This window comes from Bradyrhizobium nitroreducens, assembly GCF_002776695.1.
In the GTDB taxonomy this organism is placed as follows: domain Bacteria; phylum Pseudomonadota; class Alphaproteobacteria; order Rhizobiales; family Xanthobacteraceae; genus Bradyrhizobium; species Bradyrhizobium nitroreducens.
In genome coordinates this window covers 1,878,046-1,893,926 of record NZ_LFJC01000003.1, presented here as the reverse complement: position 1 = coordinate 1,893,926, position 15,881 = coordinate 1,878,046, and the positions used below count along the sequence as shown (strand labels likewise).

Genomic DNA, 15,881 nt, shown 5'->3' with positions numbered 1-15,881 from the left:
ATTCGCTCTCTCTCGATGGGTGAAAGGCTGCTTCGCTCTCACGAGCGGAACAGCCGCGTATATTGCGTCTCGTGCCGTAGACTGGCGAGATCGGCGCGGAAGGTCGCACTGCCGAGATCGTCCAATGTCGCATGCAGCGCACGGTCGGCGGTGGCGGCCACAGCGGCCTCCAGCCTCACAAGCACGCGCTGGCTGTCGGTCTGACCCAGCGGAATGAGGCGGCTGGCTGCGGAAATCCAGTTGGAGACCAGCGCATGCAGGAAGGCGTGCAGCGTCGGCGCCAGCGGCACGCCGTGCATGGCCGCGACCACACCGACCGCGACCGGATAGACCAGTGGCGCGCGGCATGCCGAAACCATGGCGTCCAGTCCGTCGGCGTCCCACGCGGCGCGGGCGATGTCGATGAAGGCGCGGCCCTGCGAGGTCGTCTCCAGCTGCCGCTCACGCGACGGCACGAACGCGGCGGCGAGCTCGGCGACATCGCTCAATGCTGTCTCCTCGGCCACCTCCGCGGCGCGATAGGCGTGGACCAGGAACGTCGCATCGCAGAAGCCGGAGCCGTCACTGAGCATGGCGTCGAGCCAGTCGGCCAGCGTTGCCGTATCGACGATGTCGCCCGCCTCGACCGCCCATTCGATGCCGCTGGAATAGGAGAAGCCGCCGACCGGGAATGCCGGCGACAGCCAGGTCATCAGCCGGTACAGCGCCGCCGCCTCGCCCTTGTCGAGGTCACCGGCGCCGACCGGCTCATTTGTGGTCATGAGCATGCTTGTGGCCGTGGTGATGGTCGGGATGGTCGCAATGCTCGTCGTGGTGATGATCGTGCCCATGGCCGTGCGAGGCATGGTCATGGTGGTGATGATCGTGGCCGTGGTGATCATGATCATGGTGATCGTGACCATGATCATGATGATGCCCGTGATCGTGCTGGACATGGTCGTCGTGACCTTGTCCATGGCCGGCATCGGCATAGGCACCGCCTTCGGGATCGAACGGCGCCTCGATCTCGATCACGCGCGCGCCGAGGCCCTTCACCATGGCCTCGATGACGTGGTCGCGGCGAATGCGCAGGGCCTTGGCCATGATCTGCGTCGGCAGATGGCGGTTGCCGAGATGCCAGCCGACGCGGACGAGGTGGTGCGGATCACGGCCGCGGATTTCCAGCAGCGGCTCGGGCGCCGCGACCACCTCGACCAGCCGGCCGTCCTCCAGCACCAGCGCATCGCCGCCGCGCAGCGCGACGGCATTCTCCAGGTCGAGCAGGAATTCGAGACCCCGCGTGCCCGTCATCGCCATGCGGCGGCGGTGCCGATCGTCGAAATCGAGCACGACCGTATCCACCGGCGCTTCCGTGAAACGGTGTTGTCCCCTGACCTGCGTCGCCCGGATCATGCTTCTACCTCGTTACCGTGTCTCGACCTTCTCGGGCGTGATGTATTCGATCTTCGGCGGCGCCGTGAAACACTTCACCGCGACCCGGCCGAAGGTCTTCATGTGCTCGGCGGCGCGATGTGGCCCCAGCGCCTCCATGTTCTCCCACTGCTCGACGAACACCATCTTGGCGGGATCGGTGACGCTCTCATGCAGGTCATAGGCGATATTGCCGGGCTCCTTCCGCGTCTCCTTGATGCAGGCGGTGGCGGCTGCAATGAATTCGGCGCGCGTCTCGGGCTTGATGGTCAGGGTGGCAACGACGTAGATCACGAGAAATCCTCCCGGCTTTTCTTCTGAGGGGGTCAATACCGGGCGGGACATTAGACCAGCCGGCATCGAACGCAAAACCGCAAAAAGCCGTTCCCGGATACCCGCCGGGGACATGCGTTGAGGCGCTATTTCAGTACATGAAATATCGCTGCGCCATGGGCAGCACCTCGGCGGGGGCGCAGGTCAGCAGCTCACCATCGGCGCGCACCTCGTAGGTCTCCGGATCGACCTCGATATTGGGCGTGGCGTCGTTGTGGATCATGCTCTTCTTGGAGATCTTGCTACGGGTGTTCTGGACCGCATAGAGCTTCTTCTCGATGCCGAGCTTTCGCGCCAGGCCGCCGGTGATCGCCGCCTTGGAGGTGAACACCACGGACGATGCCGTGCGCGCCTTGCCGAAGGCACCGAACATCGGCTGGTAGTGCACCGGCTGCGGCGTCGGGATCGAGGCATTGGGATCGCCCATGGGCGCCGCGACGATGGTGCCGCCCTTGACGATGCAGTCCGGCTTGACGCCGAAGAAGGCCGGCGACCACAGCACGAGATCGGCGAGCTTGCCCTTCTCGACCGAGCCGATCAGCTTCGACACGCCGTGCGCGATCGCGGGGTTGATCGTGTATTTGGCGATGTAGCGCTTCACGCGGAAATTGTCGTTGTCCTTGCCCTTGTCCTGCGGCAGCGAGCCGCGCTGCTTCTTCATCTTGTCCGCGGTCTGCCAGGTCCGGATGATGACCTCGCCGAGGCGACCCATCGCCTGAGAATCTGACGACATCATCGAGAGCGCGCCGAGATCGTGCAGGATGTCTTCGGCCGCGATGGTCTCCTTGCGGATGCGGCTCTCGGCGAACGCCAAATCTTCCGCGATCGAGGGATCGAGGTGATGGCACACCATCAGCATGTCCAGATGCTCGTCGATGGTGTTGCGCGTGAAGGGCCGCGTCGGATTGGTCGAGGACGGCAGCACGTTCTTCAGGCCGGCGACCTTGATGATGTCAGGCGCGTGACCGCCGCCGGCGCCTTCGGTGTGGAAGGCGTGGATGGTGCGGCCCTTGAACGCTTTGATCGTATCCTCGACGAAGCCGGATTCGTTCAGCGTGTCGGTGTGGATCATCACCTGGATGTCGTGAGCGTCGGCGACCGACAGACAGTTGTCAATCGCCGCCGGCGTCGTGCCCCAGTCCTCGTGCAGCTTCAGCGCGCAGGCGCCGGCCTTGATCATCTCGACCAGGGCTGCGGGCCGCGAGGCGTTACCCTTGCCGGAAATACCGAGATTGACCGGGAAGGCGTCGAACGACTGGATCATCCGCCCCATGTGCCACGGCCCCGGCGTGCAGGTGGTGGCGAAGGTGCCGTGCGAGGGACCGGTGCCGCCGCCGAGCATCGAGGTGACACCTGACATCAGCGCGTGCTCGATCTGCTGCGGGCAGATGAAATGGATGTGGCTGTCGAAGCCGCCCGCGGTGAGGATCTTGCCTTCGCCAGCGATCACGTCGGTGCCGGGGCCGATGATGATGGTGACACCTGGCTGGATGTCGGGATTGCCGGCCTTGCCGATCGCGGAGATCATGCCGTCCTTGATGGCGACGTCGGCCTTGACGATGCCCCAATGGTCGACGATCAGCGCATTGGTGATGACCGTGTCGGCCGCGCCCTGCTTGTTGGTGACCTGCGACTGCCCCATGCCGTCGCGGATCACCTTGCCGCCGCCGAACTTCACCTCCTCACCATAGGTGGTGAAATCCTTCTCGACCTCAATGATGAGGTCCGTGTCGGCCAGCCGCACCCTGTCGCCGGTGGTCGGGCCGAACATGTCGGCATAGACGGAACGCTTTATCTTGACGGACATCACAAGCCCCGTTTGCGATTGAATTTCTGGGCGAACGCGCGCTGGAAGCTCACAACTTCCCCATCACGTCGCCACGAAAACCGTAGATCGTCCTCTTCCCCGCCATGGCGACAAGCTGCACGTCGCGGGTCTGGCCGGGTTCGAAGCGGACGGCGGTGCCGGCGGCGATGTCGAGGCGCATGCCGCGGGATTTCTTGCGGTCGAATTTCAGCGCGGGGTTGGTCTCGAAGAAATGATAGTGCGAGCCGACCTGGATCGGGCGGTCGCCGGTGTTGGCCACAGTCAGCGTCACGGTCTTGCGGCCGGCATTGAGCTCGATCTCGCCGTCCTGGATGAAGAGTTCGCCGGGGATCATGTTTGACTTCCTATGTCATTCCGGGGCTCGCGGAGCGAGAACCCGGAATCTCGATCAACAACCTCTGGATTCCGGGTTCGCCCTTTGGGCGCCCCGGAATGACGAATTCAAACTACCTGATCGGCTCGTGCACGGTGACGAGCTTGGTGCCGTCCGGAAAGGTCGCCTCGACCTGGATGTCGTGGATCATCTCGGGGATACCAGGCATCACCTGATCGCGGGTCAGGACCTGCGCGCCGGATTGCATCAGCTCGGCAACGGTTCGGCCGTCGCGCGCGCCTTCAAGGATGAAATCGGAGATGATCGCGATCGCCTCGGGATGGTTGAGCTTGACGCCGCGGTCCAGCCTGCGGCGGGCCACGATCGCCGCCATCGAGATCAGAAGCTTGTCCTTTTCGCGGGGAGACAGGTTCATGAAGCATCTCTTCCGTTCAACAAGTCAATTCAGCCAGTCAGTTCAACCAGAGTCGCGGCAGCGCGGCACCGGTACGCGCCAGCACGGCCATCATGTCGGCGCGCAAGCGCGCCGCATCTTGGGCACAGAACCGCGCCATTGCAAATCCATTCCAGGCGGAGATTCCCACCTCGCCGGAGAACGAGTCCGCGGCTTCGCGGATGCGCTCGACGAGGGCCTCGTCGCCGGGAACGATCAGCGCCGTGCCGATCGCCGCGCCGCCCTTCGCCACCGCCGATCGCCCAAGTCTTGCGCCGATATTGCCGTCGAGCCTGACGGTCTCGGCGAACACCAGCCTGCCACCCCGCCGCAGTCGCCAGCGGTCGACGAATTCCCCCTGCTCCATCCGCTCGCCCATGGCGGTGCGGCCGAACACCACGATCTCGCACAGCAGAAGCGAGGCGGTCTCGTCGAGCTCGATGTCGAAGCGGCGATGGACCCGGGCGCGATCGAACAGGATCGTCTCCTGCGGCAGCCAGCCGAGATGCGCGCCCGCGGCGATTTTCAAGGAAATATTGAGCTGCGCTGCCGCTCCCGGCGCGCGATAGACCTTTTCGGCCGCCGCCGTCGTCAAGGTCAGGCGCGAGCGCTCGCCCCCTGCGATGTCGATCTCGAAACTGTCCCCTCCCGCGACGCCGCCGGCCGTGTTGACGAACACGCCGGACAACCCCTCGCCTTCCGGCGAGGGAAAGCGCACGCGCAACGAGCCGGATTCATGCAAGACGCCGCGCCGCGTCACGCCGTCACACGCATGGACGTCGAAGCGCACCGCGCCGCGGGCACGGTTCGCCTCGAAAACCCCTGACGTGACCGAAACGTCGCTGCGCATCCGCCTCCCCCAGCCGGTCGCGGCAGAATGCTTACAGCGCCATCTGGCGGCTGATCTCGCTCGCGTCCAAATTGGCGCGATCGCAGGTGAACTTCACCGCGCCGCGATCCATCACGGCAAAACTGTCGCCGAGTTCGCAGGCAAAGTCGAGATATTGTTCGACCAGCACGATGGCGATGTTGCCGAGGTTGCGCAAATAGGAGATGGCGCGGCCGATGTCCTTGATGATCGAGGGCTGGATGCCCTCGGTCGGCTCGTCGAGCAAGAGAAGCTTCGGCCGCATCACCAGCGCGCGGCCGATCGCGAGCTGCTGCTGCTGGCCGCCGGAGAGATCGCCGCCGCGCCGGCCGAGCATGGATTGCAGCACCGGAAACAGCGAGAACACGTCGTCCGGAATGTTCTTGTCCTGGCGCTTGAGCGGACCGAAGCCGGTCTTGAGGTTCTCCTCGACCGTCAGCAGCGGAAAGATCTCGCGGCCCTGCGGCACGAAGCCGATGCCTTTGCGCGCCCGCTCATAAGGCTTCAGGCCGGTGATATCGCTGCCATCGAACACGATCGCGCCCGACGAAATTGGATATTGCCCGACCATGGCGCGCAGGAGCGAGGTCTTGCCGACGCCGTTGCGTCCAAGCACGCAGGTGACCTTGCCCGGCTCGGCCGCAATCGAGACGCCGCGCAGCGCCTGCGCCGCGCCGTAGAACAGGTTGATGTCCTTGACCTCAAGCATGGCTCAGCGTCCCAGATAGACTTCGATGACCCGCTCGTTTGACGAGACCTGGTCGATGGTCCCTTCCGCGAGCACGGTGCCTTCATGCAGGCAGGTGACCTTGACGCCGAGCTCGCGCACGAACGTCATGTCGTGCTCGACGACCATGACGGTGTGGGTCTTGTTGATCTCTTTCAGCAGCTCGGCGGTGAGATGCGTCTCGACGTCGGTCATCCCCGCGACGGGCTCGTCGACCAGCAGCAGCTTCGGATCCTGCGCCAACAGCATGCCGATCTCGAGCCACTGCTTCTGGCCGTGGCTGAGGCTGCCGGCGAGGCGGTTGCGGGCCTCCGTGAGTCGGATCGTCTCCAGCACCTTGTCGATGCGCTCGGACTCCGCCTTGCTGCCGCGCCAGAACAGCGTGCCACGGACCGAGTGATCGACGTTGAGCGCCAGCAGCAGATTGTCCTGCACGGTCTGGCTCTCGAACACGGTCGGCTTCTGGAATTTGCGGCCGATGCCGAGCTCGGCAATGCGGGTCTCGTCCAGCCGCGTCAAATCGGTGACGCCGTCGAACAGCACGGTGCCCTCGTCCGGCTTGGTCTTGCCGGTGATGATGTCCATCATCGTGGTCTTGCCGGCACCGTTCGGACCGATGATGGCGCGCATCTCGCCGGGCTCGAGCGTCAGTGACAGATTGTTGATGGCGTGGAAGCCGTCGAACGAGACGTGCACGCCGTCGAGATAGAGCATCGCGGAGGTGGCGCGGTTGTCCATGACGTTCATGTGTGCCTACTCCGCCATCTTCGGTTGGGTGACACCGTCTTCGGCGGCGGCACTCGCAGAGGCCGCATTGCGCTTTTCCTTCGAGGAGTCCCACCAGGCATTGAAGGTGCCGACGATGCCCTTCGGCAGCAACAGCGTCACCAGGATGAACAGCGCGCCCAGCATGAACAGCCAGTACGGCGCCAGCACGCCCGAGGTGAAGAAGGTCTTGGCGTAGTTGACCACGACGGCGCCGAGCGCAGCGCCGACCAGCGTGCCGCGACCGCCGACCGCGACCCAGATCACCGCTTCGATCGAATTGCCCGGCGCGAATTCGCTTGGATTGATGATGCCGACCTGCGGCACGTAGAGCGCGCCGGCAACGCCGGCCATGCAGGCCGACACCGTGAACACGAACAGCTTGTAGGATTCGACGCGGTAGCCGAGGAAGCGCGTACGCGATTCCGCATCGCGTACCGCGATCAGCACCTTGCCGAGCTTGGACGAGACGATCGCGCGGCAGATCAGGAAACCGAGGATCAGCGCCAGGCAACTCAGCGCAAACAGCGCAGCGCGGGTTCCTTCAGCCTGCACGTTGAAGCCGAGGATATCCTTGAAGTCGGTCAGGCCGTTGTTGCCGCCGAAGCCGAAATCGTTGCGGAAGAAGGCGAGCAGCAGCGCATAGGTCATCGCCTGCGTGATGATCGAGAGGTACACGCCGGTGACGCGGGAGCGGAAGGCGAGCCAGCCGAAACAGAAGGCGAGCAGGCCCGGCACGACCAGCACCATCAGCGCGGCGAACCAGAACATGTCGAAGCCGTACCAGTACCAGGGCAGCTTCGAGTAATTCAGGAACACCATGAAGTCGGGCAGGATCGGGTTGCCATAGACGCCGCGGGTGCCGATCTGCCGCATCAGATACATGCCCATGGCGTAGCCGCCGAGCGCGAAGAAGGCGCCGTGGCCGAGCGAGAGGATGCCGCAATAGCCCCAGATCAGGTCGATCGCGAGCGCCAGGATGGCGTAGCAGACATATTTGCCCCAGAGCGCGACCAGATAGGTCGGCACCTGCAGGAACGAGCCCGCGGGCAGCAGCAGGTTGGAGAGCGGGATGAGGATGCCGCAGGCCGCGACGACGGCAAGGAAGATCGTCGCGCTGCGGTCCAGCGATCGTGTCAGCATGTGAGGGGTCATGCTTCCACCGCACGGCCCTTGAGCGCGAACAATCCGCGCGGGCGTTTTTGAATGAACAGGATGATGAGAACGAGGATCGCGATCTTGCCGAGCACGGCGCCCGCAACCGGCTCCAGGAACTTGTTGGCGATACCGAGCGTGAAGGCGCCGACCAGCGTGCCCCAGAGGTTACCGACCCCGCCGAACACCACGACCATGAAGCTGTCGATGATGTAGCTCTGGCCGAGATTGGGGCTGACATTATCGATCTGCGACAGCGCCACGCCGGCGATGCCGGCAATGCCCGAGCCGAGGCCAAAGGTCAGCGCGTCGACGCGCGAGGTGGCGATGCCCATCGAGGCCGCCATGCGGCGGTTCTGCGTCACCGCGCGCATCTCGAGACCGAGCGCGGTGTAGCGCAGCATCGCGAGCAGGATCGCGAACACGGCGAGCGTGAAGACAAGGATCCAGAGTCGGTTATAGGTGATGGTGATCTGGCCGAGCTCGAACGCGCCGCTCATCCAGGAGGGATTGCCGACCTCGCGATTGGTCGGGCCGAACATGGTGCGCACCGCCTGCTGCAGCACCAGCGACAGGCCCCAGGTCGCCAGCAGCGTCTCCAGCGGACGGCCGTAGAGGAAGCGGATGATGCTGCGCTCGATCAGGACGCCGATGGCGCCGGCGACGAGGAAGGCGAGCGGCACGGCGATCAGCAGCGAATAGTCGAACAGGCCGGGATAGCGGGTGCGGATCACCTCCTGCACCACGAAGGTGGTGTAGGCCCCGATCATCACCATCTCGCCATGCGCCATGTTGATGACGCCCATCACGCCGAAGGTGATGGCGAGCCCGATCGCGGCGAGCAGCAGCACCGAGCCGAGCGAGAGGCCGTACCAGGCATTCTGCACGCCGGACCAGACCGCGAGCGAGGACTGGATCGAGCTGATGGCACTGGCCGCCGCCTTGGTCACCGAGGCCGGCTGATCGCCCATGCCCGTGAGCAGCGCCAGCGCTTCCTGGTCGCCGCGCACCTTGAGGGTGGCGACTGCCTCGAGCTTCTCGACTTCGGTGGCATCAGACTTGAACAGCAGGATGGCCGCACGCGCATCGCCCAGCGCGGCCTTGACGGATTTGTTGGTTTCCTTGGCGAGCGCGCCATCGACCGCCTCGAGCGCGGTCTCCTCGTGCGACTTGAAGACGGATTGCGCAGCCTGGAGGCGCGTCCCGATATCCGGAGACTGCAGCGTCAGGCCGCCGATCGCGGCATCGACGCTGCGGCGCAGACGGTTGTTGAGGCGGACCGCGCTCGCACTATCGGGGACGCTGGCAACCGGCTCGCCGGTCGCGGCATCGATCGACTTGCCGTCGGTACCGGTAACGTAAACCTTCTTGCTGTCAGGATCGGCCATGAGGCGGCCGTCCTGAAGCGCGCTGATGATGGGAAAGGCCAGCTTGTTGCCGCTGCTCGCGACCACGCCGATCGCCTCTTCCGTGTCGGAGAAATCGTCATTGGCGAACTTGGCGACCCCGTCCTCGAACGGACCGGCAAAGGCCGGCAGCGCGAACGCGATCAGCAGTAACGAGAGCGCAAATGCGCGGAGACGCGCGGACAAATGGGCTGGCACTGTGAAAGACCCCGGCAGAAATGGGTGGAGAAGGCGGCGGGATCGCCGCCTTCTCCGATCTCGCAATGGAGCGTCAGATCCGGATCAGGAGCCCGAACCGAGGCACTTGTTGGTCTTGGTGTTGAAGTTGCCGCACTTCTTGCCGACCCAGTCGCCGATCAGGTCCTTGGAGCCGTCGAGCTCCTTCGACCAGGCGTCGCCCGGAACGAGGCTCGGGGTCTTCCAGACCACATCGAACTGGCCGTTGCCCTTGATCTCGCCGATGAACACCGGCTTGGTGATATGGTGGTTCGGCAGCATCTTCGACACGCCGCCGGTCAAGTTCGGCGCCTCGATGCCGGGAAGCGCGTCGATCACCTTGTCCGCATCGGTCGACTTCACCTTCTCGACGGCCTTCACCCACATGTTGAAGCCGATCACGTGCGCTTCCATGGGGTCGTTGGTCACGCGCTTCGGGTTCTTGGTGTAGGCCTGCCAGTCCTTGATGAACTTCTCGTTCGCCGGGTTCTTGATCGACTCGAAGTAGTTCCAGGCGGCGAGATGGCCGACCAGCGGCTTGGTGTCGATGCCGGCGAGCTCTTCTTCGCCGACCGAGAACGCCACCACCGGGGTGTCCTTCGCCTTGATGCCCTGGTTGCCGAGCTCCTTGTAGAAGGGAACGTTGGCGTCGCCATTGATGGTCGAGACCACCGCAGTCTTCTTGCCGGCCGAGCCGAACTTCTTGATGTCGGCCACGATCGTCTGCCAGTCGGAGTGACCGAACGGCGTGTAGTTGATCATGATGTCTTCCTGGGCGACACCCTTCGACTTCAGATAGGCTTCCAGGATCTTGTTGGTGGTGCGCGGATAGACGTAGTCGGTGCCGGCGAGCACCCAGCGCTTCACCTTCTCTTCCTTCATCAGATAGTCGACGGCGGGGATCGCCTGCTGGTTCGGCGCAGCACCCGTGTAGAACACGTTGCGCTCGCTCTCCTCACCCTCGTACTGCACGGGATAGAACAGGATGCTGTTCAGCTCCTTGAACACCGGCAGCACCGATTTGCGCGACACAGAGGTCCAGCAGCCGAACACGACCGAGACCTTGTCCTTGGTGATCAGCTCACGCGCCTTTTCGGCGAACAGCGGCCAGTTCGAGGCGGGATCGACGACGACGGCTTCGAGCTTCTTGCCGTTCACGCCGCCCTTCTTGTTCTGCTCGTCGATCAGGAAGAGGATGGTGTCCTTCAGCGTGGTTTCGCTGATGGCCATGGTGCCGGAGAGGGAGTGCAGCACGCCGACCTTGATGGTGTCATCGGCGGCCTTCGCGCCGGTCAATGAAGCCAGACCGAGCATCAATCCGGCGGTCGCGGCGAGCACGCCGCGGCGGCTAAATGACGCCGCTATATCGTGAGTAGATTTGCTAAGCATGAGTTTCTCATCTCCCTGACGCAGACGTTAAAACGCTGCGAAACGGCCCCACGGCCGCCTGCGATTAACGGATTCGCAAGAACTGTGCCATGGACTGAGCACCCATCAACTCTTTGATTTTGCTGGAAGAATTACCCGAAAACAAAGTTTCGAAATGGACGCACAGCCTAAATCTCAGGCAATTCAAATGTATGCCAAAGCGGCATGCGGTCTATTTTTTGAGCAAATTGCCTATTCTGGCTAAATTTCCGGCATAACTATTTCTGCACTGCAATCGCCGTTTAGGGCCGTGCTGCCTTGAAAGCGCCCCCTCAATGTTCCATATGAACAGCCGAGACTTCTTGCGAATCAAGGGGTCGTTGCGAGCCGCGTGTTCTTAAGCCCTCTACGGGCGTCTGGCTTGCCCCATATCTCCCAAGCCATCCGACACCCCAAACACGCAGGTGTCTCCTCGACACCCTTTTGCGCGCGCCGCGCTAGATGCGCCGGGCGTTCGCTTTCGACATGGAAAGAACCCCTCTTTTGACTTCGTTTCAGGACTTCGGCCTCGCCGAACCCATCGCGCGCGCTCTTCAGGAAGAGAATTACGTCACCCCCACCCCGATCCAGGCCCAGACCATTCCGCTGGCATTGACCGGCCGCGACGTCGTCGGCATCGCCCAGACCGGAACCGGCAAGACCGCGTCCTTCGCGCTGCCGATCCTGCACCGCCTGCTCGAGAACCGCATCAAGCCGCAGCCCAAGACGGCCCGCGTCCTGGTGCTGTCGCCGACCCGCGAGCTGTCGGGGCAGATCCTCGACAGCTTCAACGCCTATGGCCGCCACATCCGCCTGTCCTCGACCTTGGCCATCGGCGGCGTGCCGATGGGCCGCCAGGTCCGCGCCCTGATGCAGGGCGTCGATGTGCTGGTCGCCACCCCGGGCCGCCTGCTCGACCTCGTGCAGAGCAACGGGCTGAAGCTTGGCAGCGTCGAGTTCCTCGTGCTCGACGAGGCCGACCGCATGCTCGACATGGGCTTCATCAACGACATCCGCAAAATCGTCGCCAAGCTGCCGATCAAGCGGCAGACGCTGTTCTTCTCGGCCACCATGCCGAAAGATATCGCCGAGCTCGCCGACGCCATGCTGCGTGACCCCGCCCGCGTCGCGGTGACCCCGGTCTCCTCGACCGTGGAGCGCATCCAGCAGCGCATCATCCAGGTCGATTTCTCCGCGAAGCCGGCTTTCCTCGCCAAGCTGTTGAAACAGGAGCAGGTCAACCGCGCCCTGGTTTTCACCCGCACCAAGCACGGCGCCGACAAGGTGGTGAAAACCCTTGAGAAGGCCGGCATCCCTGCCTCCGCCATCCACGGCAACAAGTCGCAGAACCATCGCGAGCGCACCCTCGCCCAGTTCCGCTCGGGCGAGATCCGCACCCTGGTTGCCACCGACATCGCCGCCCGCGGCATCGACGTCGACGGCATCAGCCATGTCATCAATTTCGACCTGCCCAACGTGCCGGAAACCTACGTCCACCGCATCGGCCGCACCGCGCGCGCCGGCGCCGAGGGCACCGCGATCTCGCTGGTCGCAGGCGGCGAAGAACTCAGCTACCTCCGCGACATCGAGCGGCTGATCAAGGTGACGCTGCCGCGCGAAGACCTCCGCACCGATGCCGGCCGCCGCGACGCCGGTCCGCCCCCGCAGCAGCAACGACAGGGACGACCGGGCGGCCGCCCGGGCCAGCGCCCGCAGGGCGCCCGGCACGGCGACGGGCGGCGCGACGACAGGCAGGACGGACGTCACCATAGCGCCGGCAGGCAGGGCGACAGCCGGCATGTTGACGGCAGGCCCGTCGAAGGACGCCAATTCGAGGGCAGATCTGTTGATGGCAGGCCCGGTGAAGGCCACAAGGCCTCCAAGGGGTCTCGCCGCCGCCGCGGTAACGGTGGTAAGGTGAACTCCTCACCAGCCGATCGGTCGGAACAGCGTCCCGCGCATAGCGCCGGCAAGCCTGATGGAATACAAGGCGTTGCCTTTTTGCGTCGCGAGAGTCGCCCCACCGGCCGACCGAACCGCAATCCTCATTCGAACTAGCAGTCCACGACTGGAGACACCCACATGGCTAAGGAAGAGCTGATCCAGTTCGAAGGACTGGTCACCGAAATCCTCCCCGACGCCCGCTACCGCGTGCAGCTCGATGCCGGACACGAGATCGTTGCCTATACCGCCGGCAAGATGAAGAAGAACCGCATCAAGACGCTGGCGGGCGACCGCGTGACGGTGGAGATGTCGCCCTACGACCTCGAGAAGGGCCGCCTGATTTTCCGCCACAAGGACGAACGTCCGAGCACCGCGGGCGGCCCCCCTCGCCCCGGACAGCGTGGCGGCCAGTTCCGCCGCCGCTGATCGATTGCCGGCGCGGAAGAAGCGGAATTCCAACCTGTATGATGATCCGCCGTGGACGCCACGGTGGATCAAAAAATCGTGTGCGCCCGGATTGTTTTGAGGCCCCAATTCCGATAAAATGAAATTATCGATTTTCGGCCGGACGACATTAGCATCCACCGGTACAGCCGGTTCAGACACGCTGACGACCCTTCCAAAATTCGATCCAACCGGCCCGCGCGAGCGGGCTCTGACATTGTGTTATCTGAGAAGGGACTACCCCCGTGAGCATGGGAACCGTGAAGTGGTTTAACGCGACCAAAGGCTTCGGCTTCATTCAGCCCGACGATGGCGGCCAGGACGTGTTCGTCCACATCAGCGCCGTGGAACGTGCTGGCCTCGGCACGCTGCGTGAAGGTCAGAAGATCTCCTACGAGGTCGTGGCCGACCGCCGCTCCGGCAAGTCGGCAGCGGACAACCTCCGCGCCGCAGGCTGAACCCGTCGGGCCCCTGGCCCGATCGGCTCGCGAGAAAGCAGGAAGGCCGTGCGCAACGCACGGCCTTTTTCATTTCAGGTCCTGCGCAAGGATGTCAGCACGAGGACGGCACGCCGTTGTAGGGAACGCAGGTGACCTGACGCGGCCGCGTGTAGGACAGATCGCTCAGCGGGATGCTCGACTTCAACACGTAGCCCACGGTCGGCTTGTAAGTGTAGCTCGCCTCGCTGAGGATCAGGTAGGTCGACGGAACGAGCAGGGTCGAGGGTATCTGGCTGGTCACCTTGTCGCCGGCCTTGCGAGCCGAAGTTGCCAGCGTCGCTTGCGTGGCGCCGTTCGCGATGGTGCCGGCCTTGCTCCACTGCACCGTGGCAATGCTGTTGGCATCGATATAGATCTGGGAGATCGAGCTCTTCACGAGAGAAGCGTCGTAAGGCATGATGATCGAGATGCTTGCCGTGAACGAGTTCTGCATGTCGGAATCGGCAAGCGTCGTCGACTGCGATGTCAGATCGGACAGCGTTCGCGCAATCAGCGTGACCTTGCGATCGATCGCAATGGCCGACGAGAATTCGACCGTGCCGAAGAACATCACCAGCATCAGCGGGACGATGACCGCGAATTCGGTCGCCGCGAGCGCGCGCTTGTCGGCGAGGAAGTCGCGCACCGCCTCGCGGGCATTCCTCGAGAAATTCGCAATCGCCTGCATTGGTCCGCCCAGATCCATCTGCATCAGAAGGGTTCGTTCTTGAAGGCCGCGGTCGCCACCAGCAGCCGCTTGCTGCTGCAACCGATGTTGTAGCCGAGGCCGGTGACGAAGAGCGGCCATTGATAGAACATCCGCACTACGACGACCTGGCTGGCGCTGCCGGGATTGTATTGCACGCCGCTCGGGTTGAAGCTGCAGGAATCGCCGTAATCGGGAAGGCTCAGCGTCGTGAAGGAGGTTGTGCTCACCACGTCGACGTAAAGCTTGCTGCAATCGAACAGCGCCGGGATCTGGGTGCAGACATAGGCCTTGAACGTCGTCTGGTCGCACGCCGAGACCACGTTGGGCTTCGTCTGGCAGGCCGCCACCGAGCCTCCTTGCGCCTGCGCCTGGCCGGTCAGAATGGCGCGCGCGGAAGTCTGCGTGACGGTTTCGAGCACCTGGCCGGCGAAGAACACCATTGCCGTCTCGATGATGGCGAACAGCAGCCCGAAGAAGATCGGAGCGACCAGCGCGAACTCGACCGCCGCGGAGCCGCGGCGGCTGCCACGAAACCGGCATAGCGCTTTGCGGAGCGTGAACCTGGTAGGTGGAGGCATCGCGTCAAATTCCTGAAGCAGCGGCGATTATCTGCGATCATTAGCTAAAACTGATTGTTTAAGTGTTGCAGGCGATTCACGCTCCTCCAACCGCACCGTTAAGGATGCGTTAACCGCACACGCTGGCGGGAGAAGACGACGCGCAGAGAGACGTCGCCCTGACGCGGAAACGCCAAGGCCTGTTCAGGCGCAGCCGATCCGGTCAATTGGTCTTGGCGCCCGCACCGGCGTTGCCGCTGGCATTGTTGCTCAGCGAACCGGCCTGGCTCATCGTGTTGTTGAAGTAGGCGTCGCTGTCGCCGAGCGTCACCCGACGCTGGCAAAGCGGCATGCAGCTGTAGGACTCGCGCTCGACCCCGCGATAGACCGTGACGAGCCGGTCGCTTGGACCTTCGACCTGGATCTGGCGGTCGACCAGGATCTCGCCGGCCCGGTCCAGCGCGATGAAATTGGTGGCCCCGTAGCCCTTGCCGGTCACGACGATCATGCCGCCGGGCTGGAGCGTGACGTCGGCGATCAGGGGATTGCCGACCACGATGGTCGCCACCTTGCCGGGCAGTCGCACCAGCTTGGCCTGGTCGACGCTGACGGCAATGGTATCGGCTGTGGGTTCGGCCAGACCGGCCGCCGGCGATGCCAACACGGCGGCGGCAACCAGAAGACAGACGCGCGCCTGACGGCGCAGCAACTCTTTACGCATACTCTTACCCCCGGGACGTCACAAACCGGCAGAAGCGAACAGATGACAGCGGAGCCGGTGCCCGACCCGGCTAACCTGCCTTTAATTCATGAACGTTCCGCAAATTCGCCGGCGATTGTTTGAACGGACTGGATATTTGCGCCCC

18 protein-coding genes are annotated in these 15,881 nt (G+C 63.8%); 3 read left to right on the top strand and 15 right to left on the bottom strand.

The genetic code is table 11. The annotated features are described in order from the left end of the window. Nucleotides 1-38: 38 nt before the first annotated feature. From TSA1_RS09440 to urtA, 12 genes are all read right to left on the bottom strand, one after another. On the bottom strand, nucleotides 39-767 hold the full coding sequence (locus tag TSA1_RS09440) for an urease accessory protein UreF (protein WP_100176110.1): 729 nt from the start codon (nucleotides 765-767) through the stop codon (nucleotides 39-41). Continuing rightward, on the bottom strand, nucleotides 748-1,392 hold the full coding sequence (locus TSA1_RS09435; protein ID WP_100176109.1) for an urease accessory protein UreE: 645 nt from the start codon (nucleotides 1,390-1,392) through the stop codon (nucleotides 748-750). The genes TSA1_RS09440 and TSA1_RS09435 overlap by 20 nt, the downstream gene beginning before the upstream one ends. Before the next feature lie 12 nt (nucleotides 1,393-1,404). Next, on the bottom strand, nucleotides 1,405-1,704 hold the full coding sequence (locus TSA1_RS09430) for a putative quinol monooxygenase (RefSeq protein WP_035998129.1): 300 nt from the start codon (nucleotides 1,702-1,704) through the stop codon (nucleotides 1,405-1,407). 130 nt (nucleotides 1,705-1,834) lie between these two features. Next, entirely contained in the window at nucleotides 1,835-3,550 is a 1,716-nt protein-coding gene (gene ureC, locus TSA1_RS09425; RefSeq protein WP_100176108.1) for an urease subunit alpha, read from the bottom strand. Nucleotides 3,551-3,599: 49 nt separating this feature from the next. Continuing rightward, nucleotides 3,600-3,905: an urease subunit beta gene (locus tag TSA1_RS09420; protein ID WP_100176107.1), complete on the bottom strand. Its 306-nt coding sequence runs from the start codon at nucleotides 3,903-3,905 to the stop codon at nucleotides 3,600-3,602. Between the two features lie 112 nt (nucleotides 3,906-4,017). Then, a complete protein-coding gene (locus TSA1_RS09415; protein ID WP_007605424.1) occupies nucleotides 4,018-4,320 on the bottom strand; it encodes an urease subunit gamma in 303 nt (100 codons plus the stop codon). Nucleotides 4,321-4,357: 37 nt separating this feature from the next. Further along, nucleotides 4,358-5,188, bottom strand: a complete 831-nt coding sequence (locus tag TSA1_RS09410) for an urease accessory protein UreD (RefSeq protein WP_100176106.1) — start codon at nucleotides 5,186-5,188, stop codon at nucleotides 4,358-4,360. Between the two features lie 31 nt (nucleotides 5,189-5,219). Further along, nucleotides 5,220-5,915: an urea ABC transporter ATP-binding subunit UrtE gene (gene urtE, locus TSA1_RS09405; RefSeq protein WP_094892819.1), complete on the bottom strand. Its 696-nt coding sequence runs from the start codon at nucleotides 5,913-5,915 to the stop codon at nucleotides 5,220-5,222. Nucleotides 5,916-5,918: 3 nt separating this feature from the next. Then, on the bottom strand, nucleotides 5,919-6,680 hold the full coding sequence (gene urtD, locus TSA1_RS09400; protein WP_097659970.1) for an urea ABC transporter ATP-binding protein UrtD: 762 nt from the start codon (nucleotides 6,678-6,680) through the stop codon (nucleotides 5,919-5,921). A gap of 6 nt (nucleotides 6,681-6,686) precedes the next feature. Beyond that, nucleotides 6,687-7,853: an urea ABC transporter permease subunit UrtC gene (urtC, locus tag TSA1_RS09395; protein ID WP_100176105.1), complete on the bottom strand. Its 1,167-nt coding sequence runs from the start codon at nucleotides 7,851-7,853 to the stop codon at nucleotides 6,687-6,689. Next, entirely contained in the window at nucleotides 7,850-9,457 is a 1,608-nt protein-coding gene (gene urtB / locus TSA1_RS09390; protein WP_100176104.1) for an urea ABC transporter permease subunit UrtB, read from the bottom strand. Before urtB ends, urtC begins: the two co-directional genes overlap by 4 nt. An 84-nt stretch (nucleotides 9,458-9,541) precedes the next feature. Then, a complete protein-coding gene (urtA, locus tag TSA1_RS09385; protein ID WP_100176103.1) occupies nucleotides 9,542-10,864 on the bottom strand; it encodes an urea ABC transporter substrate-binding protein in 1,323 nt (440 codons plus the stop codon). A 480-nt stretch (nucleotides 10,865-11,344) separates the two neighbouring features. Here urtA and TSA1_RS09380 point away from each other — a divergent pair, with 480 nt between their 5' ends. The 3 genes from TSA1_RS09380 (at nucleotide 11,345) to TSA1_RS09370 (ending at nucleotide 13,728) form a co-directional block, all read left to right on the top strand. After that, the gene (locus TSA1_RS09380) at nucleotides 11,345-12,940 is read left to right on the top strand and encodes a DEAD/DEAH box helicase (RefSeq protein WP_100176102.1); all 1,596 of its coding nucleotides are present in this window, start codon (nucleotides 11,345-11,347) and stop codon (nucleotides 12,938-12,940) included. Nucleotides 12,941-12,964: 24 nt separating this feature from the next. Continuing rightward, a complete protein-coding gene (infA, locus tag TSA1_RS09375) occupies nucleotides 12,965-13,252 on the top strand; it encodes a translation initiation factor IF-1 (RefSeq protein ID WP_024340539.1) in 288 nt (95 codons plus the stop codon). A 263-nt stretch (nucleotides 13,253-13,515) separates the two neighbouring features. Then, on the top strand, nucleotides 13,516-13,728 hold the full coding sequence (locus tag TSA1_RS09370; RefSeq protein WP_097659975.1) for a cold-shock protein: 213 nt from the start codon (nucleotides 13,516-13,518) through the stop codon (nucleotides 13,726-13,728). A gap of 94 nt (nucleotides 13,729-13,822) precedes the next feature. On the opposite strand, the gene TSA1_RS09365 is transcribed toward TSA1_RS09370, so the two are convergent. The 3 genes from TSA1_RS09365 to TSA1_RS09355 all read right to left on the bottom strand — a co-directional run bounded on the left by TSA1_RS09365 (nucleotide 13,823) and on the right by TSA1_RS09355 (nucleotide 15,736). Then, entirely contained in the window at nucleotides 13,823-14,455 is a 633-nt protein-coding gene (locus TSA1_RS09365; protein WP_100181051.1) for a TadE/TadG family type IV pilus assembly protein, read from the bottom strand. 5 nt (nucleotides 14,456-14,460) lie between these two features. After that, the gene (locus tag TSA1_RS09360) at nucleotides 14,461-15,036 is read right to left on the bottom strand and encodes a TadE/TadG family type IV pilus assembly protein (protein WP_100176101.1); all 576 of its coding nucleotides are present in this window, start codon (nucleotides 15,034-15,036) and stop codon (nucleotides 14,461-14,463) included. Nucleotides 15,037-15,238: 202 nt separating this feature from the next. Beyond that, nucleotides 15,239-15,736 (bottom strand): pilus assembly protein N-terminal domain-containing protein, encoded by a 498-nt coding sequence (locus TSA1_RS09355; RefSeq protein WP_100176100.1) that lies wholly within the window; start codon nucleotides 15,734-15,736, stop codon nucleotides 15,239-15,241. Nucleotides 15,737-15,881: the final 145 nt, after the last annotated feature.

Excerpts from the sequence above, each read along its gene's own strand:
- TSA1_RS09360 (WP_100176101.1), bottom strand. The coding sequence starts at position 15,036 with ATGCCTCCACCTACCAGGTTCACGCTCCGCAAAGCGCTATGCCGGTTT.
- TSA1_RS09410 (WP_100176106.1), bottom strand. The coding sequence starts at position 5,188 with ATGCGCAGCGACGTTTCGGTCACGTCAGGGGTTTTCGAGGCGAACCGT.
- TSA1_RS09435 (WP_100176109.1), bottom strand. The coding sequence starts at position 1,392 with ATGATCCGGGCGACGCAGGTCAGGGGACAACACCGTTTCACGGAAGCG.
- urtE (WP_094892819.1), bottom strand. The coding sequence starts at position 5,915 with ATGCTTGAGGTCAAGGACATCAACCTGTTCTACGGCGCGGCGCAGGCG.
- TSA1_RS09380 (WP_100176102.1), top strand. The coding sequence starts at position 11,345 with ATGCGCCGGGCGTTCGCTTTCGACATGGAAAGAACCCCTCTTTTGACT.
- urtA (WP_100176103.1), bottom strand. The coding sequence starts at position 10,864 with ATGCTTAGCAAATCTACTCACGATATAGCGGCGTCATTTAGCCGCCGC.
- urtD (WP_097659970.1), bottom strand. The coding sequence starts at position 6,680 with ATGAACGTCATGGACAACCGCGCCACCTCCGCGATGCTCTATCTCGAC.
- TSA1_RS09440 (WP_100176110.1), bottom strand. The coding sequence starts at position 767 with ATGCTCATGACCACAAATGAGCCGGTCGGCGCCGGTGACCTCGACAAG.
- infA (WP_024340539.1), top strand. The coding sequence starts at position 12,965 with ATGGCTAAGGAAGAGCTGATCCAGTTCGAAGGACTGGTCACCGAAATC.
- ureC (WP_100176108.1), bottom strand. The coding sequence starts at position 3,550 with ATGTCCGTCAAGATAAAGCGTTCCGTCTATGCCGACATGTTCGGCCCG.
- TSA1_RS09415 (WP_007605424.1), bottom strand. The coding sequence starts at position 4,320 with ATGAACCTGTCTCCCCGCGAAAAGGACAAGCTTCTGATCTCGATGGCG.
- TSA1_RS09365 (WP_100181051.1), bottom strand. The coding sequence starts at position 14,455 with ATGGATCTGGGCGGACCAATGCAGGCGATTGCGAATTTCTCGAGGAAT.
- urtC (WP_100176105.1), bottom strand. The coding sequence starts at position 7,853 with ATGACCCCTCACATGCTGACACGATCGCTGGACCGCAGCGCGACGATC.
- TSA1_RS09355 (WP_100176100.1), bottom strand. The coding sequence starts at position 15,736 with ATGCGTAAAGAGTTGCTGCGCCGTCAGGCGCGCGTCTGTCTTCTGGTT.
- TSA1_RS09420 (WP_100176107.1), bottom strand. The coding sequence starts at position 3,905 with ATGATCCCCGGCGAACTCTTCATCCAGGACGGCGAGATCGAGCTCAAT.